Below are 21,222 nucleotides of genomic sequence, written 5' to 3'. Positions count from 1 at the left end.
AAAATACTAAAGCGGGATATGGTAAAACAAGAATTGCTGTTCTGCGTATTAGTTACTACGATGAAAAAATTTACATTAGCAATAATAGCATTATTTATATCTGTTGGTTGTTTTGCACAGGATATTCCATTCCCTTTCCAGGGCGGCAAAGACGCCATGACGGGTTTTTTTAAAGACAGCCTGGTGGTTTCGCAAGACATCATTCAAAAAAAGGCCACAGGAGCGGTTATCTTTAAATTCAGCGCTGACGCGAAGGGTAACATCCAGAAGACGATAGTTTATTATGCCGACGATGCTGTGTTGGTTACGCCGGTAATTGAGGCCCTTAAAAAATCAAACCACAAATGGGTGATCCCGAATCATGAAAAACTGCATGATTTTATTATCCCGTTTTATATCCGTTATAACTTACCCGAAACCCCGGATGCAGCACTGAAAAAGGCCGCATTTGATAACTATCGTAACAAACGGCCTATTTTACCAGGCAACCAGATCCCTTTGGACCTGGCTACGCTGCTGCCGGCAATCACCATCAATTATGATGTTGCGCCGTAAGAAATAATATCGAATCTTAATTAACCACCGGCGGCGTGACCAGGGTCGGCAGGTTATAGCTGCGCTGGTTGCGTAAAAAGCGGCGCAGGTTGGCGCGGATCATGGCCACAAACTCATACTCATTTGCTGTTTTTGTGGTGTAGTATCCCGGCCGGTATCTAAACATAAATGCGGTAAGCTTCTCGTCTTTTAACCCGGTTATTTTACCCACGTAAGTGCGGTTAAAGCGGTAGTCTATGCTATTTTGTTCATAGTCGCGTTCTATTGTGCCCCTTAGTTTTTCTGCGTTCCTTCCGCTTCGGCTGAGCGCATTCCAAAGCGCGTCAATACTTAACCCGGCTCCCCCACTGGACGGGCTGGTAAGGAAATCGTTGTAGGCCAGCGAGCCATAAATTTGCGGATAATCGCGTTTCATCAGTTCAAGGCGCTGTTCAGGGCTAATAGCCGAGTCACGAACGGTAACTTCTTTTAACTGGATGGCCGACCTTTTCATATAAACCGCGAGTTCTGCCCCGCTCCTGATTTTTACCGTATCCGGAAAATACTCAAGCCTGGAAAAAACCAGTGTGTCGCCGGGTTTGGCTACTATCTTAAATTCGCCCTTTAAGTTATCGTATGCCGACGCACCGGTAGTAATGTTATGGATACTTACGGTTGCAATCCGGTCTTTGCTTTCCTTGTCAAATACAATTCCGGCAACCGTTTTATCCTGCGAAAAGCACCTGACGGTTAAAAATAAAAAACAAAAAAATAAACCCCACTTCATTTGCAAGTATAAAACTACAGCTTTCCATTAATGTAACGGATATTATTAACAAAAATTAACACCGCACCAAATTAACCAGGTAAAGCTAAATGAATAATTACACGAACACTAAACAACAACCCGGCCATATTAGTATAATAACAGCGGATAAAAACCGTGAATAGCGAAAAGGCGTGCGACTATTAAACTTAATGGGGTTTTTAACGTCAAAAAAAAGCACTTAAAATAAATGCTTCAATTTAGTTACATATTTGTTTAGTGTTCATAATACACTATATTTACAACCACCAATTTTAAAACCAATGAGTACCAGGAGATCATTTCTTAAAACTTCGGCTGTGCTTTCTGCCGGGTTGTTAGTGGCCCCAAAGTTATTTGCTTACGACAAAAAATACATCGGCCTGCAATTATACACCGTTAGGGATGCTATGGGAGCTGATCCGGTAGCTGCTTTGGCTAAAGTCGCGCAAATTGGCTTTACCTCTGTTGAGGGCGCCACCTATACCGGAAGCGAACAGTTTTACGGCATGGATTCGAAAAAATTTGCAACCCTGCTAAAGAATAACGGCCTGATTATGCCCAGCAGCCACTATCGTTTGGGCGAAGATGGCAAGGATATGAAGGGGACCATATTAAACGACTGGCAAAAAGCGGTTGACGATGCTGCTGCTGTGGGCGTAAAATATATGGTATGTGCATGGCTTTCACCTGCCGAGCGCGGAAACCTTGATCATTACAAAAAAATTGGCGGCGATTTAGATACGGCGGGCGAGATCTGTAAAAAAGCAGGCATCCAGCTTTGCTACCACAACCACGATTTTGAGTTTATACAGGAAGACGGAAAATATCCGTACGAAACCTTGCTGGGCACCACTGATAAAGATCTCGTAAAAATGGAATTGGACCTTTATTGGGTAACAAAGGCTAAACAGGATCCGATTGCTTTATTCAATGAGCACCCGGGCCGTTTCCCGCTATGGCACGTTAAGGATATGGATAACACGCCTAAACAAATGTTTACCGAAGTTGGTAACGGAACCATCAACTTTAAGAACATATTTAAACATGCAAAAAAAGCAGGAATGAAATATTTCTTTGTTGAACAGGATATTTGCCCGGGCAACCCATTTGACAGTATTACCAAGAGCATTACCTACATTAAAGGTAACTTGGTTTAAAAGAACTTAATAATCGATCAACTCAGGCCGGGTCTTCGTTTGAAGGCTCGGTTTTTTTGTGGGTAATGATTGCGGTCTTGTTAAATACGCATAATTATTTGTAAATTGTAAATCGCTAACCAGCCTGTTTATCGTAATTAGATTATGAAAAAGAAATTAATACCCGGTTTTATCCTGGCCATTATATTTACGGTTGCTTCACTGAACAACGCAAAAGCCCAGGCCCAACAAAAAGAACTGATCGTAGGCGATGCCATGCCGGCGTTTTCATTGACAGACCAAAACGGAAAAGCGTTTAACAGTGCCGACTACGTTGGAAAAAACTTCCTGGTAATATATTTTTATCCGAAAGATGAAAGCATGGTTTGTACCAAAGAGGCCTGCCAGTTTAGGGATAGCTTCAACGATTTTACAAAGGCAGGTGCCAAAGTTATTGGAATAAACGGTGGAACGGTTGCCAGCCACAAAAGCTTTGCCGACCATTACAAGCTGCCCTTTACTTTATTGAGCGATCCGGATAATAAGGTTTATCATAAATTTGGTGTGAAAGACAAAATGTTTATGACGGGCCGCGAAACGTTTGTAATTGACCTGCATGGAAAAGTGGTGTTTGCTTACACTGCTATGATGCAGGGAAAGAAACATGCGGACGATGCCCTTGCATTTATAAAAGCACATAATAAATAGGAAAGGAAAAGCCTGGAAGAGGAGTAAAGCAAACACTTCAAAAATCATCAGGTTGATCAACTAAAATCCATGATTACATTTCTAAAAATATTTTTCGGTGCATTATTCTTGTGGATGTGTTTCCAGGTAATTAACACCAGCATTCATAGCAATTTATTTAAGGAGTGGGACTTTTTAGGGTCTATTCCCTGGATGCGCGCAACGCTTTGGGATTTTTATGCCAACGTAACCGTTATATTTTTATGGGTGTGTTATAAAGAAAATAGCGTTGTGTTCAGCATCATCTGGCTTATTTTATTGGTAGCTTTAGGAAGCATAGCCAGCTGTGCTTATGTGCTGATCCAGCTTTTCAGGCTTAAGCCGAACGAGGGGTTAAAGGAATTTTTCAGTAAACAAAATGGATAGTAATTCGATATATAGCTTAATTGTTTATTCCCTTATTGCCTGTTGCGCTATTATGGCGTGTGTATGGTATTGGTCATACAAAATAAAAAATGCGGGGGTGGTTGATATTTTCTGGTCTTACAATTTCCCTGTTATCGCAATTATCCTGCTGTTGCTTGCACCGGGCTTTGAACCGCGAAAATTATTGATTTGTGGTATGGTTATTATTGCAGGCGCGCGCTTGGGGACACATTTGGCAGTGCGAATTGTAAAACACCTGCACGAGGAAGAGCCGCGCTATGCCCAAATCCGTAAAGAATGGGGAGCCGTTGCCGAAAAGAAAATGTTTGGATTTTTCCAGATGCAGGCTGCCTCAAATGTATTGCTGGCTATCCCGTTTTTTATAAGTGCGGTAAACACTGCTCCACAGCTATCGCCATTGGAATATGCAGGCGCCGTTCTATGGGCAATAAGCGTTATTGGAGAAGCTACAGCCGACAGGCAGCTGGCCGCCTTTAAAAAAGACCCGAAAAACAAGGGAAAGGTTTGTGACACCGGCCTTTGGGGGTACTCCAGGCATCCTAACTATTTTTTTGAATGGCTGATGTGGGTGTCCTACTTCGTGTTTGCATTGGCATCGCCGTATGGCTACATCGCAATTATCAGCCCGGCAATAATTTTATACCTGCTGTTAAAAGTAACCGGTATCCCTATGACGGAGCAACAATCGTTACGAACTAAAGGCGAAGCATTTAAAAAATATCAGCAACGTGTTAGCGTTTTTGTGCCCTGGTTCAGAAAGTAAGAACCCGCGAGAAATCACCCACCGGGAAATAAATGTTACCGTGTTTCTGGCGGGCCGCGATTTACGGCCATTCCCCAGGGCTCTAAAAATTTCACATTTAACAATCCAACCGCATTCAAAAAACGTAAACACTCTTAAACGGAATAATCATATTAAAACAACACCGGCAACGGCCAACCCTATCGCATGTGGTATAACAAACTAATAGAACAAAATAACATCCCTGATTTTTTATTGAGGCAGGGAATCCGTAAATTACTAAAACAGCGGCTGGACGACGAGAACAAAGGAGATGTAGAGGCACAGCAGGCACATTTAATGGCTTTGATAGATAAATTGAAAGCTTCGCCAATTGCGGTTAATACCGCCGATGCCAACCAGCAGCACTATGAGGTGCCGACCCAATTTTATCAATATTGCCTGGGGAAGAACTTGAAATATTCAAGCTGTTATTATAAGCCCGGCGTTACGGAACTTGACCAGGCTGAAGATGATATGCTGGCGCTTACCTGCCAGCGCGCGGATCTGCAAAACGGTCAAGCCGTTTTGGAACTTGGCTGCGGCTGGGGTTCATTATCGCTGTTTATGGCGGCTAAATTTCCTAAAAGTACCTTTAAGGTGGTTTCAAACTCATCCACCCAAAAATTACATATTGATGGGCAGGCCCGGCAGCGGGGTATTGCCAACTTAACGGTAATAACAGCCGACATGAATAACTTTAACATTGATGAAAAATTTGACCGCGTTGTATCCGTTGAGATGTTTGAACACATGCGCAACTATACCTTGCTACTGAAAAAGGTAGCTGGTTTCCTAAGTCCGGCCGGTAAGTTGTTCATCCATATTTTTACCCATAAGGAATACGCTTATCTTTTTGAAGTGGTGGATGAAACGGATTGGATGAGCAAATACTTTTTTACCGGCGGCATTATGCCAAGCGATGACCTGATGTTTTATTTTAATGACGACCTGGTTGTTGAAAAACACTGGCACGTAAACGGGACTCATTACGGCCGGACAGCCGAGGCCTGGTTAAAAAATATGGACAGCCATAAAGCGGAGATAATCCCGCTTTTTAAAAATACCTACGGGAAAGGCCAGGCGGTGAAATGGTGGGTTTACTGGCGCATATTTTATATGGCCTGTGCCGAACTTTGGAACTACAACAACGGCAACGAGTGGTTGGTTAGTCATTATTTATTTCATAAAACAAACATATAGTAGCGGCGCATTGCTTTGCTACCTTCAGCACACAAACAAAACAGATGATCCGTTTTTATCTTATCCTGGTTTTATTACTTATCTCCACGCTTTGTTTTTTAAAGGCGCCCGAGTATCACCTTTGGCTGCTGGCCATTGGCGTAACAGAATTTTGGTGGCTGTTTGCCGGCATAGCAATACTGCTAACAGCAAGCGGCTTTTGGGTGCAGAAATATCAGCTTCCGGGCACTATTTTAGGGTTGATAACGCTGGTTATCTTCCTTTCGCCGGTGGTTAGGGCATGTTGGGTTTCCAGGGATGTTGGGCCAGCTTTAGCCGGCTCTTTTAATACTACGGCCCAAAGCCAGGCGAAACCGTTTAATTTTTTAAACCTTTTTAAAAGCGAAAAAAATCTGCCGCCCCGTGCATTCACTTATGTAAAATATGAGGACACCTCACTCACGCTGGATTATTACCAGTCTTCAAAAGGTGAAAAAAAGCCGTGTGTTATTGTAGTTCATGGCGGATCGTGGAGCAGCGGCGACAGCAAGCAATTGCCCGAACTAAACAGCTACCTGGCCGAAAAGGGGTATAACGTTGCGGCTATAAATTACCGGATGGCGCCAAAATATCAAACGCCGGCCCCTGTTGAGGACATTAAAGCCGCTATGATTTACCTTAAAAAAAACGCGGACGCGCTGCACATTGATACGAATAGTTTCTTTTTACTGGGCCGCTCCGCGGGTGCGCAAATAGCCTTGCTTGCAGCTTATACCCTTAAGGAGCCGGCAATAAAAGGCGTAATTGATTTTTATGGCCCGGCAGATATGGTATGGGGCTATTCAATTCCTTCAAACCCATTGATAATGGATTCGCGGAAAGTTATGGATAATTATATTGGCGGCCCTTACAGCAAGGTGCCTCAAAAATACGTTGCCTGTTCGCCATTGGAGTTTGTGGATAAACAATCGCCGCCAACCCTTATTATTCACGGCACAAATGATGTGCTGGTATCGTCTGAACATAGCCGCCGCCTTGATTTAAAACTACAGCAAAACGGCATTGAGCATTACTGGCTTAAGCTGCCATGGGCAACCCATGGCTTTGATTATAATTTGAATGGCCCGGGCGGCCAATTGTCAACCTACGCGGTAGAGACTTTTTTAAATGCCATAAGTTCTCAAGCCCAATTAAAGGAGAACAAAAAAGAAAAAATGATAGTCACTCAATGATGAATACCCATAAAACTGCGATAATAGGCACAGGCATAGCCGGGATGGGATGCGGGCATTTTTTGCATAAAAGTACCGACTTAACCATTTACGAGCAAAATGATTACGTTGGCGGCCATACCAATACCGTAACTGTTGATGAAGAAGGAAAGCCTGTGTATGTTGACACCGGGTTTATGGTTTTTAACTTTGAAACCTACCCGAATTTATGCAAGTTGTTTGATGAAATAAAGGCGCCGATAAAGAAAACGGATATGTCGTTCAGTGTGCAGCACATGCCAAGCGGGCTGGAATATAGCGGATCGAGCGTTAACCACTTATTTGCGCAGCGAAAAAATATATTCAACCTGAAATATATTAAGATGCTGAAACAGATTGGCCGGTTTAATAAGGAAAGCATGAAGATTCTGGATGATCCGAAGTATGCGGATTATTCGATAGGCAGATATATTAAGGAGTTTGGGTTTGGCGAAGAGATGCTTTGGAAATACCTGGTGCCCATGAGCTCGGCGGTATGGTCCACCCCGATGAAACAAATGTTGGATTTCCCTGCGGTGACCCTGATCCGTTTTTTCCTGAACCATGGTTTTTTAGGTTTGGATACCCAGCACCAGTGGTACACCCTTCAAAACGGGAGCCAGTCATACCGCGAGATCCTCATCAAGCCATTTAAAGATAAGATAAAAGTAAACCGCAAGGCCCTGAAAGTGGTACGCGAGAATGGGAAAGTCACGATCCACGCATCGGACGGCTCGCAGAAAACTTTTGACAGGGTGATTATTGCAGCACATGGCGACCAGGCATTGAGGATGCTGGAAACGCCAACCGCCGCTGAACAGCGGCTGCTGGCCAATTTTAAATACCAGTATAATAAAGCCGTTTTACATACCGATAAAAGCATAATGCCAAAAGCTAAACTCGCATGGAGCAGCTGGAACTACAGCATTAAGATGCAGGAAGGGGAACCTACACCCACCACCATTTACTGGATGAACAGACTGCAGGGCGTATCCGAAAAAAAGGATTATTTCGTTTCTATCAACCCGCATGATGGCCTCGACCCAAAAAAAATAATCAGGGAGCTGGATTATGACCACCCCTTGTTTGACGTGCCTGCAATAAATGCCCAGGCCGAACTGCATCAGCTGAATGAAAATGGGCCGGTATATTTTTGCGGCAGCTATTTTAAATATGGCTTTCATGAAGATGCATTTGCCAGCGCGGTTCAGCTCTGTTCGCAACTTTTGGGGAAGAAAATTTATCAGTAATACGTCAGCCACATAGGTAACTACACCTCAAAATATATATTTTTCCGTAAATTACATCATGAATTCCTGTCTCTATAAAGCCCGCGTAATGCATAACCGGTTGGCGCCAAAAGCACACCGGTTTCACTATGACGTGTTTATGTTTTACCTGGATTTGGATGAGATTGATGTATTGAGTAAACGGTTAAAATTTATGAGCCGTAACAGGTTCAATCTTTTTAACTTTAGGGATCAGGATCATCTGCAGTTACCCCGGGAAAACCCGGATAAATCAAAAAATACCAGGCAGCACCTCACAACGTACCTGCAAAGCAATGGGGTTGACATTGGGAATGGCCGAATAATGGTTTTAACCAATCTTTGTACACTGGGCTACCAATTTAACCCGGTATCGTTTTATTTTTGTTATAACGAGCAAAACCAACCGGTGTGCGCTGTTGTTGAGGTTTGCAATACCTTTTTGGAGCTGAAACCGTATTTTTTAGGCGCAGAAGCAAAACAGGATGAGGGTTTCCAATTGAATACGGGAAAGTATTTTTATGTTTCGCCGTTTATTGAAATGGATACTAATTTTGATTTTAACCTTCAGATTCCCGGCGAAAAGCTGCAGGTGAGGATAGATGATTATGATAAAGAGGGAAAACGCTTTTTTATCAGTACGTTAAACGGCGTTCGTAAGCCGCTGACCGATTCAACTTTGCTGCGATACTTTTTAAGCTTCCCGCTTATTACACTAAAAGTGATTGGGCTTATCCATTGGCAGGCGTTGAAACTATGGTTAAAGAAAATTCCATATCATAAAAAAGATGATGACCTGCATCTTCAAAAAGAAGTGTACAGGCCTTATAATTGACATCAAATTTGTACCTTAATAAAACTTTTAACCGATTAGTTTACGTAATTATTACAATAGCAAATTTGCAGACACTTTAAACCATGGCTAATACTATTTCAATCGTTAAAAAAAGCGGCTTTTACCAGGACCTTGTTTTAAAATTCCTGTGTAAAATGGATAAAGGAACTTTATACCTTACCTTGCCCGGTGGCGAAGAAATTATAATTGGCAACGGAGAAGGGAACATCAGCGCAAACATTGTGGTTAATGATGACGCGTTTTATAAACGTATAATTTTATTTGGCGATATAGGTTTCGGCGAAGCTTATGTTGAGGGCCTTTGGGATACTGATAATATTACCCATGTTATAAATTGGGTGTTGCTTAACATTGATAATGCACCCGGCGTTTCCGGCAGTAAGGTACAGGCGCTATCGCTCAACCTGCTCAAACTATATAACAGGCTTTCGCATTTTAAACGGGCCAATACGGTTGAAGGATCGCGCAAAAACATTTCAGAACATTATGATCTGAATAATGATTTTTTTGCCAGCTTTCTTGATCCTACCATGACTTACTCCAGCGCATATTTCTATAAAGATGGGCTAAGCCTTGAAGAGGCCCAATTGGCCAAGTACGACCGTTTATGCCGCCAGCTTCATTTAAAGCCAGCCGACCATGTGCTTGAAATTGGCAGCGGCTGGGGTGGCAATGCCATATATATGGCAAAAACTTACGGGTGCAAAGTAACTTCGTTAACAATTTCTGAAGAGCAGCACAAACTTGCAGTTGAACGTGTTGAGGCCGCCGGATTAAGCCATAAAGTAAACATCCTGCTAAAAGACTACCGGTTGATGGACGGCACTTTTGATAAGATTGTATCTGTTGAAATGCTGGAAGCGGTCGGGTATGATTTTATGGACGTTTACTTCAAGAAATGCCACGAATTGCTGAAGAAGAACGGCATTTTGGCGATCCAGGTGATTACCTCGCCCGATTCAAGGTTCGAGAGCCTTAGAAAAGGGGTGGATTGGATCCAGAAGCATATTTTCCCAGGGTCGTTATTGCCCTCTGTGGGAGCCATCAACAAATCAATCAACCGCACCGGCGATCTTACCCTGGTTGACCTGAAAGATATTGGCCTTGATTATGCAAAAACCCTTAAGTTGTGGTACGAAGCCTTTAACGCTAACCTGGGTAAAGTAAAAGCACTGGGTTTTGATGAAACTTTTATCCGTAAATGGAATTATTACCTGTGCTATTGCGAAGCAGCATTTGCCATGCGTAACATAAATGTAATGCATTTGGTGTACGCAAGGCCTAATAATACAAGCCGGTAAACGTTGCCGTGGGTAAATTAAAACGTGTTGCAGCTTACTTTCCGCCCGCCGGTTCTTTATCCGGCTTCTCCTTAAAGCGTGTAAAAAATAAAAACGCGATCATGCAAAGGGCAAAGCCGCATACGCCGTTAAGGCGCAGGCCATAGTCATGCCCCGGATCTTTTCCATAAACAGTAAGGAAAGCAAATAAGGCAATACCCAGGGTTTGCCCCATTTTTACAAACAGGTATTTAACCGCAAAAAACATCCCCTCGCGGTTCTCGCCTGTTTCAATGGCATCTTTTTCGGCAATTTCGGCAAGTATGGCATTTGGCAAAATCCCCAGTGAAGCCAGCGGAAAAGCAGCTAAAAGCACCAGGGTAAAAACCTGTACTTTTGGTGATAGCGGCAGTTTTCCCAGGAAGTAGATCATCGCAAATATCAGGCTTAACAGGGCAAATGAAAACAACACAATAGGTTTCTTCCCTATTTTTTTCGACAAATAATTAATCAAAGGATAAAAGACCAGCGATACCAGCACCATTACCCCCATTAATAAACCGCCCATTGATTCGGGCAAGGGGAGTAATACCGTAATAAAGAATAACAGCCCGCTTGATATGATGCTTAACGCCATGTAAAACGAAAAGTCAGAAATCAGGTAGTATTTAAAATTGGGCTGGCTAAACGTTTTGCGGATAGCAGGCAGTATAGGCAGGTGCGAGGGCTTGCTTTCAGAGTACTTTTTCTCATCAATAGCAAAAACAGGCACCAGCATTATTAACCCCGCAAAAACACAAAGCCCCCATATGGTATATTGAACAGCCGTGTCGCGGTTGGCTACATGAAATCCGGACTGTACAAGGTCAGCAAAATTATTTACCAGGGCGCTTATAATAATGCCAATAACAAACCCAACCTGTTGGAAAGACGACAGCTTAACCTTTTCGGCGGCTGTGCTGGTAAGTTCGGGTAGCAGCGCATTGTAAGGAATTATGTAAGTGGTTACACTCATGAAAAAAAAGATGAGTGTAAACGTTAACCAAATTGCATTATCAATACTTTCTGTTTTTACCAGCGGGCAAAAGGTAAGGGCACAAAAAAGAATAGCAGGTAAGATGGCCCATTTCATAAATGGAATGCGACGCCCGTTTTTGTTATTGCTTTTATCACTTAAAGAAGCAATAAACGGATCAAAAACAGCATCGACAAGTCGCCCCGAAGCTGCAATAAGCGACATAATATTAAGCACTCCGAATAGCAAAAGCTGTGGTACAAAGGGAGTAAGTCCTGAGCTTGATGGTGGCAGGTAAAAATAGGGCAGCATCACAATAATGATATTGGTCATGATACTCCAGCCAATCATCCCGCAGGCGTAGGCTAGCTGTTTAGAAAAAGGCAGTTTTTCACCCGGCATATATCAATTAAATACAATAATAACATAAATATTGAGTGAATGCCTAAATACTATTTCACACCGCAACACTTTTGTTAACATACATTTATGGATGTAGCCAAAAACACCGCAACCCGGCACCTAATTGATGCCGGGTTACGTAAAGTGGTTTAATTGTATGCTGATCTGTTACCTATTTGTTAGCTGCTAATTATAATCCCGAATAATAATCATATCCTGCTTCGGCCCAGTAATCGCGCGGGCGGGTATTACTGAAGGTCATATTGCCAATGCGTTTAAGATTTTTTATGCCGTATTTAACGGGAATGATGAGGCGTAATGGCGCTCCATGCTCCAGGGGCAATAGTTTATCATTCATCTCGTAGGCCAGCAGGGTTTGCGGGTGCATGGCACTTGGCATATCCAAACCAACGTAGTAGGTTTTATCAGGCGTTTCCATCCCCACGTATTCCATTTTAGCATAATCATCCAGCTGATAGTGCTTTATAAAATCGCTGAATTTTACACCGCCCCAGTGCGAGATCTGGTCCCATCCCTCCACACATTTAAAGTCATAAATAATTTCGGTTTTCGGCAGGGCCATTATCTCCTGTAAACTAAGGTTCAGTACCTCTCCGCCTTTTTTAACCACGTTTAAAGTCCATGTTGCAGGGTCGAATTTTTTGGCGGCTTCAATGCCAATATCGCTGTTAACGCGAATATGCCTGGCCGCCATTGATTTCGGATAGGTTTTAACGAGGTGATTGTTGCTGAACACCCTTCTGAAAATCAGCTCGGTTTTGTTCAATGCCCTGCGCAGCGGTTTGTGCGCACCTGCCGTAATGCCACCTGCTGCTTCCTGGGGCGATTTATACAACCACCGCCAGCCGCCATAAGCGCCACCAGCCAATACGGTAAAACTGGCAAACGAGATAAAGTTGCGCCTGTTAATTTTTTGCTGAACGGTAAGTTCCTTCTTTTTTTGGTTTTTATTTGGATTGCTCATCGTTGTTTGTTTTTTCAATAGCGGGGATTGGTGTTTCATTAACTACTTCAAAGCCGGAGATAACAGACCGGAAATTATTCCATCCTGCCAGCACAACCTGCACAATATGAATCACAAAAAAGAAAACATAACCCAGGGTTAAAGCAAAATGCAGGATTCTGGCAAAATGATAACCTCCGCAAAGCCACGTTAAATAATAAAATTGTACCGGCTTATAGATGGCCAGGCCGGTAACCAGCGAGCCAAGGCCCATAACTATGATTGCGGAATAAGCTATCCGCTGCGCGGCATTGTATTTTTTTTGAGGGGGTGCCATTTTGCGGATATGCAGGTCATGCAATAAAACCTGCCAGGCCTCTTTGAAGGAATTCTTTTTAGGCACCAGCTCCCGCCAGTCGCCGGATATGATGGTATATAAAATATAAAAAACCCCGTTCAGCGTAAAAAACCACATAAACAGGAAATGGAACGCCATCCCTTCTGCCAGGCGGTGCGGGATTTTTAAATAGCTGTAAAACCATTCGGGAAAAAAACGAAAAAAGGTATGGCCAAACAGGGTAAAACTGTATTCGTCATTTCCCCAATAGATGAGCATGCCGCTCCAGATCATAATGGTGAGGATGGGAAAGTTTACCCAATGGCACCACCGCATGGCTAATGAGTGTTTTTCTTTTATGGCTTTCATGATTTCAATTGTGACGGGATGATTTATAAGCACTTTTGGTTAGTTTGCATGCAAACCAACCAAAAGTAAAGATACTTAAATAATACTATTTCATTTCTTTTACCGCTGCCGAAGCAATGGCGTTAGCCGAAAACGAGGCTCTTGCAGCGCCTGTAATGGCACCTGTTGTCCTGTTTTGTAGAAAGCCGATAACTTCCCAGTTTTTTGAATCAAAGCCATGTGGCAATTCTATATTGGCTGTGCCGTTGTTTGCGGCCAGTGCTACCTGCTGTAATTCGCGCACAATTTGAACATGCGATAACGTGCGGCCGTCATTTTCGCCGCGCGTTACTTTTGATGTTGCTGCTTTTTCCAAAACGGCCACCTGTAAAACGGTGTTTTTATCCGCACCTTCAACAGTATAATTAAGGCTTGCCTGTTTTTGATCAATCGCCGAAATGTTCAATTCAACCTGTGCCGATGATAATTTTTCCAGATTGGTACGGATAGCATTACGCAGGGTTCCTTCTTCCGAACCAACAAACTCTGTTTTACCGTTTACAACTATTTGCGGAGTATAAACGCCCTGCAGGTTTAAATACCTTGAATATTCACTTTGGCGTTTTGAAAAATCGGCTGAGCTGAACTGGTCCTTCCAGCCCAAGCGGTTCCAGTAATCAACGTGGAACGATAAAATATAAACAGGCTTGTCTTTACTCTCTTTTTCAATTCTGGCAACCAATGCATCAGCGGGCGGACAGCTGGAACAGCCTTCGGAAGTAAACAGTTCAATAACCGCAAAGCCCTTGTTTGCGGCGGCAGCTTTTTTTAATGGCTTAAAATTTATAAAAGCTGTTGAGGCCAAAGCTGCGGCTATAAGTACGGCAACCAGGCTAAATGTTTTAATCGGTTTCATATATTATAATTTGATTTACGTTTTTGCTGGTTAGTCGGATGACTTTTGTTTTCCTTACAATAAATTTTGTTTTATTTATTTTTTATAAAATGCGGGGAATTAATTGGAATAGGCGCGGCTATGAAATAATAGCTTGGCTAAGTGAGGGAGACGATATTTTCGGCGGGTTTAATTATATCCGGATCGGGCAAGTTGGATATAAGTTGGCTGAGCACAGAATATTTTGCGCAACAGCAGTTTTCAAAACTCTTAGGCGTTTCGCAAGATCTTCTCCATCTTTCTCCCCTTCGCCAGTTCATCCACCAGCTTATCTAAATATCTAACCTGTTGCGTCAACGGATTTTCAATTTCTTCTACACGGTACCCACAGATTACCCCGGTGATGAGGCCTGCATTAGGATTGAGCGATGCCCCTTGAAAGAATGTTTCAAAAGTTGCTTTTTCTTCAATTAGTTCTTCCAGTTTCTCATTATTGAAGCCGGTTAGCCATTCTATCACCTGTTGCAGCTCCTCTTTTGTTCTTCCTTTCCTCTCAACTTTTGCAAGGTACAAGGGATAAACCGAGGCGAAGGTCATTTTTGCAATACGTTCATCATGTGTGTTGGTGTTGTTCATAGCTGATAGTACGACTTGATCCACTTACCAAAAATACCTATAAAAGAGTTGATGATCAAAATATTCACCAAAGAAGAAATAACGAAGGATGGCAGCATCTAACTTCTTTTCCGTCATTTGAATTGTTTGATGGGTTACCGGGTTTAAGACTCAATATCCTGCTTTATTAAGATAGATTATTCAAATACGATACGGTCTCAAATTTTCTTATTTATCTGTAAGGTTTTAGCTACCTTAACGACTAAGTGTAAACAACTATAATACAGTTTTGGTAATAAATAAAATACAGCGAAATTCAATTTGTGAAATCCGGATTAATCCGGGAAAATTACATGCTATTTAATTTTTATGGATCATCAACTTAATCCGCATCACTGGGTGGCGGCACATGCCGATTACCTGTTTGGCTTCGCTATTACCCGTATTAATGATGAAGAGCTCGCAAAGGACCTGGTGCAGGAAACCTTTTTAGCCGCGTTACAGCGTGCAACGCATTTTGAAGGTAAAAGCTCGGAGCGAACCTGGCTTACCGCTATCCTAAAAAATAAAATAATTGATGTGTACCGTAAAAGATCGTCGGGGCTACAAAACAAAACAGTAGCGGAAGCAGAAAAGGAGCAAAGTGATTTTTTTAATGCGGATGACGGGCACTGGACCAGGGAAAGCGGGCCTAAAGAGTTTGGGATAGAGGAGAAGGACAGTTTGGAGAGCAAGGAGTTTGAGCAGATAATGAAAAAATGTCTTCAAAAGCTTCCGGCTTTATGGATGGCCGTATTTACCATGAAGCATATTGATGAAGAAGCGACAGAATTTATTTGTACAGAGTTAAAAGTAACAGCAGCAAACTTTTGGGTGATCATTCATCGCGCCAAAATCAATTTAAGGGCTTGCCTTCAGCGTAACTGGATTTAAAACGTAAAACTATGAGCTATTTTAAAAGGGTTATATATAACTGTAAACAGGCTACTTTACTGATAGAAAAAAAGTCAGCGGGAAGGTTAAGCCTCAGGGAGTCCTTTGAACTGCGTGTTCATTTATTGGGCTGCTCATTTTGCCGCATCTACAAAAAACAAAGCGGGGTTATCAATGAGATGGTGCAGCAACTTTTCCGCAGTTCCATGCAGGCAGACAAAAAGCTTGATGATAATTTTAAAAAAGATCTGCAACTGAAAATTGAAGAGGAATTGAACAAGAATTAATCATTTGTCACTAATTATTACTGTCCCTGATTCATAAAATTCGAATAAATCACTGCAATTAGCATTTCTTTAAAAATACTTTGTAAGGTTAATGAGTTATGCCCGACTAAGGGGGAAATAACACTTAAAAAAACTAAAAAAAACAAAGTATGAAATCAATTATTTCCAGCGCAGTTTTAGCAACTGCCATTGTAGCTTGTCTTGCATTAAACACGCTTGCTACCCCGGTAACGCATTCATCTTCAAGCCATCCTGTTGCTATTAGCGATACCGGCAAAATGGAAAAGAAGATGGATAAAATGGGAAAAATGGACAAAAAGATGGATAAGATGGAGAAAAAGAAGATGGACAAAATGTCAAAGGGTAAGATGAAAATGGACAAGAAGATGGATAAAATGAAGAAAGATACTTCAGGTAAAATGTGAGTTGTTTTTGTTTGATAGGCGCGGGGAATGTTTCCCCCGCCTTACTTTAGTACTAAATAACGTGAATTCTAAATAAATATTGATGAAACGTGTTTATTATCAATAACTTACATCTCCTTATTGCTTAATAAAAAGCAAATGTGCTGATAATCAGCATGTTTCACAGCGTTCCGGGTGTTCCGCATGCGAAAATGGAACGCTCCGGCGGCGGGAACACACAAATTAACCTCATCTAAAACTACAATTGCACGCGGCTGCAGAGAGGTTTAGTTGTCAGAGGACCTTTTGCTTATATCGAACTCCCATTAAATATTAAAACAATGAAAAAATATATACTTATTGCCTTAGTTCTGGGCTTTTGTTTACCGGGAATGGCGCAAACCGCCCTTAAAAGCGGCACTCAGGCGCCTGCATTTACAGCTAAAGATAACACCGGAAAAAATTTGGATCTGAAGGCATTGCTTAAGAGCCACAAATCGGTGGTGTTATTTTTTTACCGTGGCCAGTGGTGCCCCTATTGTAATAAACACATCCAGCAATTGCAGGATTCGTTGCAGCTATTAACCGCAAAGGGAGCTTATGTAATTGGCGTGACCCCCGAAACAGGTGAAAATATTAATAAGACCATCGAAAAAACGCACGCCTCGTTTTCAATCATCCAGGACAAGGATAATTCTATTATGAAAGCGTATAATGTAAACTATACGGTTGATGCCAACTTGTATGCAAAATTAAAGGGTTATGGCGTTGATCTTGAAAAAGGCAACGGCAATACAGACCATGTGCTGCCTGTGCCGGCTACCTATATTATTAACAGCGCCGGAAAAATTATATTTATGCACTTTGACAAGGATTATACGCAAAGGCCATCTGTTAGCCAAATAGCAAAAAATTTATAATAGATATGGATTTTACGGATTGAGTTAAATTAACACTAACTCAATTCGTAAAAGTCCGGCCTCACTACAAACAAAACAGGGATTTACCGCGTCTTTAATTTTAGCGTATCTTCAACTCCCGGGTTGTTAACTCGTCAAGCTCCTGTGGGTTATGGGTTACTATCAGCACGGTTGTACCCAACCCGGCAAAAAGTACTTTCAGATCAGCAATCAGCGCCATTTTATTTTGAGGGTCAAGCGCCGAAAAGGGCTCATCCATCAGCAAGAGTTTTGGCTTATTGGCCAATGCCCTTAAGATAGCCAGGCGCTGCTGTTGTCCGCCTGAGAGGTATTCAGGTTTATGATCAACAAAGGGCTCCAGCTTCCCAAGCAGAAGTAGCCGGTTTATCCAGGTGTCATCGCCGGTGGCATATTCCAGGTGCTGTATAACGGTCATATTCGGGAACAAGGCATAATCCTGGAAAACAAATCCGGGCATTCGTTTTTGCGGCGGCAGGCTTATTTTTTGTTCGGTGTCCAGCCAGGTTGTGCCTTCAACTACAATTTTACCTTTTTCGGGATTGGTGAAGCCGGCAATAGTTTTTAAAAAGGTTGTTTTACCCACACCAGAGGGTCCATATATTTTAATGATACTGCCGGATGGAAAAATTTCTTTTACCTGCAATACCTGCTGCCCTTTATAAGCCTTTAGTTTTTTTTCTATCTCAATACTGATCATTCCAAAGGGCTTTTTAACTGGTATTTATTGAAGATGAATACCGTTATCACCAAAACAAAGGTAATGGCGAACAGAATAAGCGAATAAACGTTGGCGGTGTGGTAATCCATTTGCTCAACAGCATCATATACGGCGATAGAAGCAACCCTTGTAACGCCGGGGATATTGCCTCCTATCATCAATACCACACCAAACTCGCCAAGCGTGTGGGCAAATGTTAGTACAATAGCTGTTAATAATGGTGGTTTTATATTGGGCAAAAGCACCCGAATAAAGGTTTGCCACCGGCTTTTACCCAGGCTATAAGAGGCCTGCGACAGGGAAACAGGCAACTGCTGCAGGGCGGATTTTATAGGCCCTATCATAAAAGGCATACTGTAAATTACGGATGCCAGTACCAACCCCTTAAATGAAAACACAAACTGCACGTTAAAGGTTTCTTCCAGCCACTTACCCAGTCCCTGCTGCGGACTGAACGCCAGCAGCAAATAAAACCCCAGTACGGACGGCGGCAAAACAAGCGGCATGGTTATGATAGCTTCTAACATGATCTTGAAAAACGACCGCCCTCTTGAAAGCCACCAGGCAACCGGCAAACCGATAATCAGCAGTAGCAGGGTTGTTACACCCGCTAATTTTAGGGTAAGGTATATGGGGGTCAGATCCATTCAGAATTACAAAACAGTTATTTGATTAATTTAAATGGTACCCATACTTTTCAAAAATAGTTTTTGCTGCCGGGCTTAAAATGTAATGGTAAAATTTTTCGGCAGCGGGGTTAGCTGCTCCGTGTTTCAATATTACCATGCCCTGTTCAATAGGCGCATATAGTTTTGGGTCGATGATCTTCCAGTACAAGGGTTTTTTATTGGCCGGATCTTTAACCAGTGCCTGCGTTGTAAAGCCAACATCAACCACCCCGGTAATAATGTAAGTGTTTATTTGTGCTATGCTTTCGCCGGTCACAATCTTCTGTTTAATATCGTCTAAAATTCCTTTTTTCTTCAGCGCTTCTTCAGCTGCTTTACCGTAGGGGGCTATAGCCGGGTTGGCTATGGCTATTTTTTTTATCCTTTCGGTCAGCAGTACGCGTTCCCAGTTCTCAAACCCAATATCCTGGCTGCTGCAAATAACAAGGCTGCCTTGTGCGTACACGGCCGGTTTTTTGGCGCTGAACCCTTCCTTGAAAAGTAATTCGGGAAACGACATGTCGGCAGATAAAAACACATCATAGGGTGCTCCGTTTTTTACCTGGTTGGCCAGGTTGCCTGATGAGCCTGAAATTGCATCGATAGTGATACCCGTTTTGCTTTTAAAATCGCTTTGCAATACTTTAATAACAGCCTGCAGGTTGGCCGCAACGGCTACTTTTAAATTCTGCGCAAAAACCGGCGACACCAGGAACAGGCAGGCCGCTAATAAAATTTTCACCCTTTTCATGGTATTGGTATTTAGTTGTTTGCTTTGTGTTTAGCTTAACCGGCGTCAATATTCATTTTTATTAAAAGGCACTCAAAAAATCAGGCGTCAATTTAAATTTAAGAAATATTGGCCAAATGTATGTATTTGATAATAGTTAATAATACTATATTAGCAATATCCCGAATTTCAGGAGACAAAATTACCTGTAAATTACCCGGGCAAAACCAATTTATAACGCAGACTTCTGCTTTCGCATCATGCTCCAAAACATCAAACTAATTGCTTTCGCATTGCTGGCCCTGGCTGCATTTTCGGGCTGCAGTAAAAAGGCTACATTACAAACCGCGACCGTCCCTATAGCGCCGGTAACCCCGCCTTTAAGTGTAAAATCAGACGTAGCCATGTGGTTAACCAGAGCCGACCAAGCGGCGTTGTTAGCAAAGCAAAACGCTGTGCTTGATTTTAACAGCACCATCAACTCTAACCCCACCATTAGCATTGACAGCGCAATAACCTACCAGGGTATTGATGGATTTGGCTTTACTTTAACAGGGGGCAGTGCCGATGTTATAAATACCCTTCCTGCAGATAAAAAAGACGACCTGTTAAAAGAACTGTTTTTAACTGACAGTACGCATATCGGGATCAGCTACCTCCGCATTTCTATAGGTGCGTCAGACATGAGTGCTACAGATTTTACTTATGATGACCTTGCTGCGGGAACGGATGTAAACCTTGCTCAATTTAGTATCGATAAAGAAAAAGGAGCATTGATTCCCTTATTAAAAAGCATTCTTGCTTTAAACCCGAAGATCAGGATCCTGGCCTGCCCGTGGACCGCGCCGGTATGGATGAAAATAAATACGATTGGCAATAATGGATTTACCGGCGGCAGTTTAAACCCGGTTTATTACGATGCATATGCCACTTACTTTGTAAAATATATTCAGGCGATGAAGGCTGAAGGGATTACAATAGATGCCGTAACCCCGCAAAACGAACCCTTAAACCCAAACAATAATCCTGCTATGGTAATGCAGGCTAATGAGGAAGCCGCTTTTATAAAAAACAGCTTAGGCCCACAGTTTAAGGCGGCAAATATAGCAGCTAAAATTATTGTATATGACCATAACACCGACCGTACTGACTACCCGATAGCCGTTCTGGGCGACGCTGCCGCTAGTGCGTATATTGACGGTTCAGCTTTTCACTTATATGCTGGCAGCATCAACGGGCTAACAACGGTGCATACGGCATATCCCGGTAAAAACATTTATTTTACAGAACAATACACCCCTTCGACAGGTGCTTTTGCGGGCGACCTTTCATGGCATGTTACCAATTTAATAATTGGTGCCACAAAAAACTGGAGCCGCAACGTGCTGGAATGGAACCTGGCCACTGACGCCGCTTATGGCCCGCACACCAACGGCGGCTGCTCCACCTGCCTGGGCGCAATAAGCATTAGCGGGGGCAGCGTGTTATCACGCAACGTGTCTTACTATATTATTGCGCATGCTTCCAAATTTGTACGGCCAGGTGCAGTACGCATCGCCTCGTCCGACCTTTCATCGTTACCTAATGTGGCCTTTGAAAACACGGATGGCTCAAAAGTGCTTATCGTATTTAATACCACAGCCGGCAACCAGATTTTTAATATCGCATTTAACCAAAAAAACGTTACCAGCACATTACCGGGCGGCGCTGTCGCAACGTACGTGTTTAAGTAATTC

Annotated in this window: 24 protein-coding genes; 15 read left to right on the top strand and 9 right to left on the bottom strand. The window is 42.6% G+C overall.

All coding sequences use genetic code 11. The features are described 5' to 3' along the window. Window positions 1-60: 60 nt before the first annotated feature. The gene (locus tag MuYL_RS01635; RefSeq protein WP_094568867.1) at window positions 61-555 is read left to right on the top strand and encodes a hypothetical protein; all 495 of its coding nucleotides are present in this window, start codon (window positions 61-63) and stop codon (window positions 553-555) included. 16 nt (window positions 556-571) lie between these two features. Here the strand turns inward: MuYL_RS01635 and MuYL_RS01630 are convergent, their stop codons facing one another. Beyond that, on the bottom strand, window positions 572-1,321 hold the full coding sequence (locus MuYL_RS01630; protein WP_094568866.1) for a carboxypeptidase-like regulatory domain-containing protein: 750 nt from the start codon (window positions 1,319-1,321) through the stop codon (window positions 572-574). 302 nt (window positions 1,322-1,623) lie between these two features. On the opposite strand from MuYL_RS01630, the gene MuYL_RS01625 reads away from it, so the two are divergent. The 9 genes from MuYL_RS01625 to MuYL_RS01585 all read left to right on the top strand — a co-directional run bounded on the left by MuYL_RS01625 (window position 1,624) and on the right by MuYL_RS01585 (window position 10,250). Continuing rightward, window positions 1,624-2,499: a TIM barrel protein gene (locus MuYL_RS01625; RefSeq protein ID WP_094568865.1), complete on the top strand. Its 876-nt coding sequence runs from the start codon at window positions 1,624-1,626 to the stop codon at window positions 2,497-2,499. Between the two features lie 144 nt (window positions 2,500-2,643). Continuing rightward, window positions 2,644-3,186, top strand: a complete 543-nt coding sequence (locus MuYL_RS01620; protein ID WP_094568864.1) for a peroxiredoxin — start codon at window positions 2,644-2,646, stop codon at window positions 3,184-3,186. A 69-nt stretch (window positions 3,187-3,255) separates the two neighbouring features. Beyond that, a complete protein-coding gene (locus tag MuYL_RS01615) occupies window positions 3,256-3,591 on the top strand; it encodes a DUF1475 family protein (RefSeq protein ID WP_094568863.1) in 336 nt (111 codons plus the stop codon). Continuing rightward, a complete protein-coding gene (locus tag MuYL_RS01610) occupies window positions 3,584-4,375 on the top strand; it encodes a DUF1295 domain-containing protein (RefSeq protein WP_094568862.1) in 792 nt (263 codons plus the stop codon). Before MuYL_RS01615 ends, MuYL_RS01610 begins: the two co-directional genes overlap by 8 nt. 186 nt (window positions 4,376-4,561) lie before the next feature. Beyond that, window positions 4,562-5,596 (top strand): SAM-dependent methyltransferase, encoded by a 1,035-nt coding sequence (locus MuYL_RS01605; protein ID WP_094568861.1) that lies wholly within the window; start codon window positions 4,562-4,564, stop codon window positions 5,594-5,596. Window positions 5,597-5,640: 44 nt separating this feature from the next. Continuing rightward, window positions 5,641-6,807 (top strand): alpha/beta hydrolase, encoded by a 1,167-nt coding sequence (locus MuYL_RS01600; protein ID WP_094568860.1) that lies wholly within the window; start codon window positions 5,641-5,643, stop codon window positions 6,805-6,807. Further along, window positions 6,804-8,075 carry an NAD(P)/FAD-dependent oxidoreductase gene (locus tag MuYL_RS01595; RefSeq protein ID WP_245845733.1) on the top strand — a complete coding sequence of 424 codons (1,272 nt, stop codon included), beginning with the start codon at window positions 6,804-6,806 and terminating at the stop codon, window positions 8,073-8,075. The genes MuYL_RS01600 and MuYL_RS01595 overlap by 4 nt, the downstream gene beginning before the upstream one ends. 58 nt (window positions 8,076-8,133) lie before the next feature. Further along, window positions 8,134-8,928, top strand: a complete 795-nt coding sequence (locus MuYL_RS01590; RefSeq protein ID WP_094568859.1) for a DUF1365 domain-containing protein — start codon at window positions 8,134-8,136, stop codon at window positions 8,926-8,928. A gap of 83 nt (window positions 8,929-9,011) precedes the next feature. After that, window positions 9,012-10,250, top strand: a complete 1,239-nt coding sequence (locus MuYL_RS01585) for an SAM-dependent methyltransferase (RefSeq protein ID WP_170309715.1) — start codon at window positions 9,012-9,014, stop codon at window positions 10,248-10,250. 34 nt (window positions 10,251-10,284) lie between these two features. Here the strand turns inward: MuYL_RS01585 and MuYL_RS01580 are convergent, their stop codons facing one another. The 5 genes from MuYL_RS01580 to MuYL_RS01560 form a co-directional block, all read right to left on the bottom strand. Then, window positions 10,285-11,646, bottom strand: a complete 1,362-nt coding sequence (locus tag MuYL_RS01580) for an MFS transporter (RefSeq protein WP_094568858.1) — start codon at window positions 11,644-11,646, stop codon at window positions 10,285-10,287. 190 nt (window positions 11,647-11,836) lie between these two features. Beyond that, a complete protein-coding gene (locus MuYL_RS01575) occupies window positions 11,837-12,631 on the bottom strand; it encodes a molybdopterin-dependent oxidoreductase (protein WP_094568857.1) in 795 nt (264 codons plus the stop codon). Further along, the gene (locus MuYL_RS01570; protein ID WP_170309714.1) at window positions 12,615-13,316 is read right to left on the bottom strand and encodes a cytochrome b/b6 domain-containing protein; all 702 of its coding nucleotides are present in this window, start codon (window positions 13,314-13,316) and stop codon (window positions 12,615-12,617) included. The genes MuYL_RS01575 and MuYL_RS01570 overlap by 17 nt, the downstream gene beginning before the upstream one ends. A gap of 85 nt (window positions 13,317-13,401) precedes the next feature. Then, the gene (locus MuYL_RS01565; RefSeq protein WP_094568856.1) at window positions 13,402-14,211 is read right to left on the bottom strand and encodes a DUF1223 domain-containing protein; all 810 of its coding nucleotides are present in this window, start codon (window positions 14,209-14,211) and stop codon (window positions 13,402-13,404) included. Window positions 14,212-14,460: 249 nt separating this feature from the next. Continuing rightward, entirely contained in the window at window positions 14,461-14,826 is a 366-nt protein-coding gene (locus MuYL_RS01560) for a DUF2200 domain-containing protein (protein ID WP_094568855.1), read from the bottom strand. A gap of 348 nt (window positions 14,827-15,174) precedes the next feature. Here MuYL_RS01560 and MuYL_RS01555 point away from each other — a divergent pair, with 348 nt between their 5' ends. The 4 genes from MuYL_RS01555 to MuYL_RS01545 all read left to right on the top strand — a co-directional run bounded on the left by MuYL_RS01555 (window position 15,175) and on the right by MuYL_RS01545 (window position 17,349). After that, complete coding sequence (locus tag MuYL_RS01555) at window positions 15,175-15,738, top strand: sigma-70 family RNA polymerase sigma factor (RefSeq protein ID WP_170309713.1); 564 nt, start codon at window positions 15,175-15,177, stop codon at window positions 15,736-15,738. 11 nt (window positions 15,739-15,749) lie between these two features. Next, window positions 15,750-16,025 (top strand): hypothetical protein, encoded by a 276-nt coding sequence (locus MuYL_RS01550; protein WP_094568853.1) that lies wholly within the window; start codon window positions 15,750-15,752, stop codon window positions 16,023-16,025. A 149-nt stretch (window positions 16,026-16,174) separates the two neighbouring features. After that, entirely contained in the window at window positions 16,175-16,450 is a 276-nt protein-coding gene (locus MuYL_RS23075; protein ID WP_157740534.1) for a hypothetical protein, read from the top strand. Window positions 16,451-16,770: 320 nt separating this feature from the next. Continuing rightward, window positions 16,771-17,349 (top strand): peroxiredoxin-like family protein, encoded by a 579-nt coding sequence (locus MuYL_RS01545; RefSeq protein WP_094568852.1) that lies wholly within the window; start codon window positions 16,771-16,773, stop codon window positions 17,347-17,349. Between the two features lie 100 nt (window positions 17,350-17,449). On the opposite strand, the gene MuYL_RS01540 is transcribed toward MuYL_RS01545, so the two are convergent. From MuYL_RS01540 to modA, 3 genes are read right to left on the bottom strand one after another with little or no spacing between them, the layout of a single operon-like run. Continuing rightward, window positions 17,450-18,067: an ATP-binding cassette domain-containing protein gene (locus tag MuYL_RS01540; RefSeq protein WP_094568851.1), complete on the bottom strand. Its 618-nt coding sequence runs from the start codon at window positions 18,065-18,067 to the stop codon at window positions 17,450-17,452. Beyond that, window positions 18,064-18,735 carry a molybdate ABC transporter permease subunit gene (gene modB, locus MuYL_RS01535; protein WP_094568850.1) on the bottom strand — a complete coding sequence of 224 codons (672 nt, stop codon included), beginning with the start codon at window positions 18,733-18,735 and terminating at the stop codon, window positions 18,064-18,066. Before modB ends, MuYL_RS01540 begins: the two co-directional genes overlap by 4 nt. A 25-nt stretch (window positions 18,736-18,760) precedes the next feature. After that, window positions 18,761-19,507 (bottom strand): molybdate ABC transporter substrate-binding protein, encoded by a 747-nt coding sequence (gene modA / locus MuYL_RS01530; protein WP_094568849.1) that lies wholly within the window; start codon window positions 19,505-19,507, stop codon window positions 18,761-18,763. A gap of 239 nt (window positions 19,508-19,746) precedes the next feature. Here modA and MuYL_RS01525 point away from each other — a divergent pair, with 239 nt between their 5' ends. Further along, entirely contained in the window at window positions 19,747-21,219 is a 1,473-nt protein-coding gene (locus MuYL_RS01525; protein ID WP_094568848.1) for a glycoside hydrolase family 30 protein, read from the top strand. The last annotated feature ends 3 nt before the right edge of the window (window positions 21,220-21,222 follow it).

Origin of the sequence: Mucilaginibacter xinganensis (genome assembly GCF_002257585.1) — a bacterium.
Taxonomy (GTDB): Bacteria; Bacteroidota; Bacteroidia; order Sphingobacteriales; family Sphingobacteriaceae; genus Mucilaginibacter; species Mucilaginibacter xinganensis.
Note: the sequence above shows the minus strand (reverse complement) of the source record. Positions and strands in the feature narration are given on the sequence as shown.

What these genes read in the sequence shown, in the direction of transcription:
- MuYL_RS01635 (WP_094568867.1), top strand. Translation starts at nt 61, where the DNA reads ATGAAAAAATTTACATTAGCAATAATAGCATTATTTATATCTGTTGGT.
- MuYL_RS01630 (WP_094568866.1), bottom strand. Translation starts at nt 1,321, where the DNA reads ATGAAGTGGGGTTTATTTTTTTGTTTTTTATTTTTAACCGTCAGGTGC.
- MuYL_RS01625 (WP_094568865.1), top strand. Translation starts at nt 1,624, where the DNA reads ATGAGTACCAGGAGATCATTTCTTAAAACTTCGGCTGTGCTTTCTGCC.
- MuYL_RS01620 (WP_094568864.1), top strand. Translation starts at nt 2,644, where the DNA reads ATGAAAAAGAAATTAATACCCGGTTTTATCCTGGCCATTATATTTACG.
- MuYL_RS01615 (WP_094568863.1), top strand. Translation starts at nt 3,256, where the DNA reads ATGATTACATTTCTAAAAATATTTTTCGGTGCATTATTCTTGTGGATG.
- MuYL_RS01610 (WP_094568862.1), top strand. Translation starts at nt 3,584, where the DNA reads ATGGATAGTAATTCGATATATAGCTTAATTGTTTATTCCCTTATTGCC.
- MuYL_RS01605 (WP_094568861.1), top strand. Translation starts at nt 4,562, where the DNA reads ATGTGGTATAACAAACTAATAGAACAAAATAACATCCCTGATTTTTTA.
- MuYL_RS01600 (WP_094568860.1), top strand. Translation starts at nt 5,641, where the DNA reads ATGATCCGTTTTTATCTTATCCTGGTTTTATTACTTATCTCCACGCTT.
- MuYL_RS01595 (WP_245845733.1), top strand. Translation starts at nt 6,804, where the DNA reads ATGATGAATACCCATAAAACTGCGATAATAGGCACAGGCATAGCCGGG.
- MuYL_RS01590 (WP_094568859.1), top strand. Translation starts at nt 8,134, where the DNA reads ATGAATTCCTGTCTCTATAAAGCCCGCGTAATGCATAACCGGTTGGCG.
- MuYL_RS01585 (WP_170309715.1), top strand. Translation starts at nt 9,012, where the DNA reads ATGGCTAATACTATTTCAATCGTTAAAAAAAGCGGCTTTTACCAGGAC.
- MuYL_RS01580 (WP_094568858.1), bottom strand. Translation starts at nt 11,646, where the DNA reads ATGCCGGGTGAAAAACTGCCTTTTTCTAAACAGCTAGCCTACGCCTGC.
- MuYL_RS01575 (WP_094568857.1), bottom strand. Translation starts at nt 12,631, where the DNA reads ATGAGCAATCCAAATAAAAACCAAAAAAAGAAGGAACTTACCGTTCAG.
- MuYL_RS01570 (WP_170309714.1), bottom strand. Translation starts at nt 13,316, where the DNA reads ATGAAAGCCATAAAAGAAAAACACTCATTAGCCATGCGGTGGTGCCAT.
- MuYL_RS01565 (WP_094568856.1), bottom strand. Translation starts at nt 14,211, where the DNA reads ATGAAACCGATTAAAACATTTAGCCTGGTTGCCGTACTTATAGCCGCA.
- MuYL_RS01560 (WP_094568855.1), bottom strand. Translation starts at nt 14,826, where the DNA reads ATGAACAACACCAACACACATGATGAACGTATTGCAAAAATGACCTTC.
- MuYL_RS01555 (WP_170309713.1), top strand. Translation starts at nt 15,175, where the DNA reads ATGGATCATCAACTTAATCCGCATCACTGGGTGGCGGCACATGCCGAT.
- MuYL_RS01550 (WP_094568853.1), top strand. Translation starts at nt 15,750, where the DNA reads ATGAGCTATTTTAAAAGGGTTATATATAACTGTAAACAGGCTACTTTA.
- MuYL_RS23075 (WP_157740534.1), top strand. Translation starts at nt 16,175, where the DNA reads ATGAAATCAATTATTTCCAGCGCAGTTTTAGCAACTGCCATTGTAGCT.
- MuYL_RS01545 (WP_094568852.1), top strand. Translation starts at nt 16,771, where the DNA reads ATGAAAAAATATATACTTATTGCCTTAGTTCTGGGCTTTTGTTTACCG.
- MuYL_RS01540 (WP_094568851.1), bottom strand. Translation starts at nt 18,067, where the DNA reads ATGATCAGTATTGAGATAGAAAAAAAACTAAAGGCTTATAAAGGGCAG.
- modB (WP_094568850.1), bottom strand. Translation starts at nt 18,735, where the DNA reads ATGGATCTGACCCCCATATACCTTACCCTAAAATTAGCGGGTGTAACA.
- modA (WP_094568849.1), bottom strand. Translation starts at nt 19,507, where the DNA reads ATGAAAAGGGTGAAAATTTTATTAGCGGCCTGCCTGTTCCTGGTGTCG.
- MuYL_RS01525 (WP_094568848.1), top strand. Translation starts at nt 19,747, where the DNA reads ATGCTCCAAAACATCAAACTAATTGCTTTCGCATTGCTGGCCCTGGCT.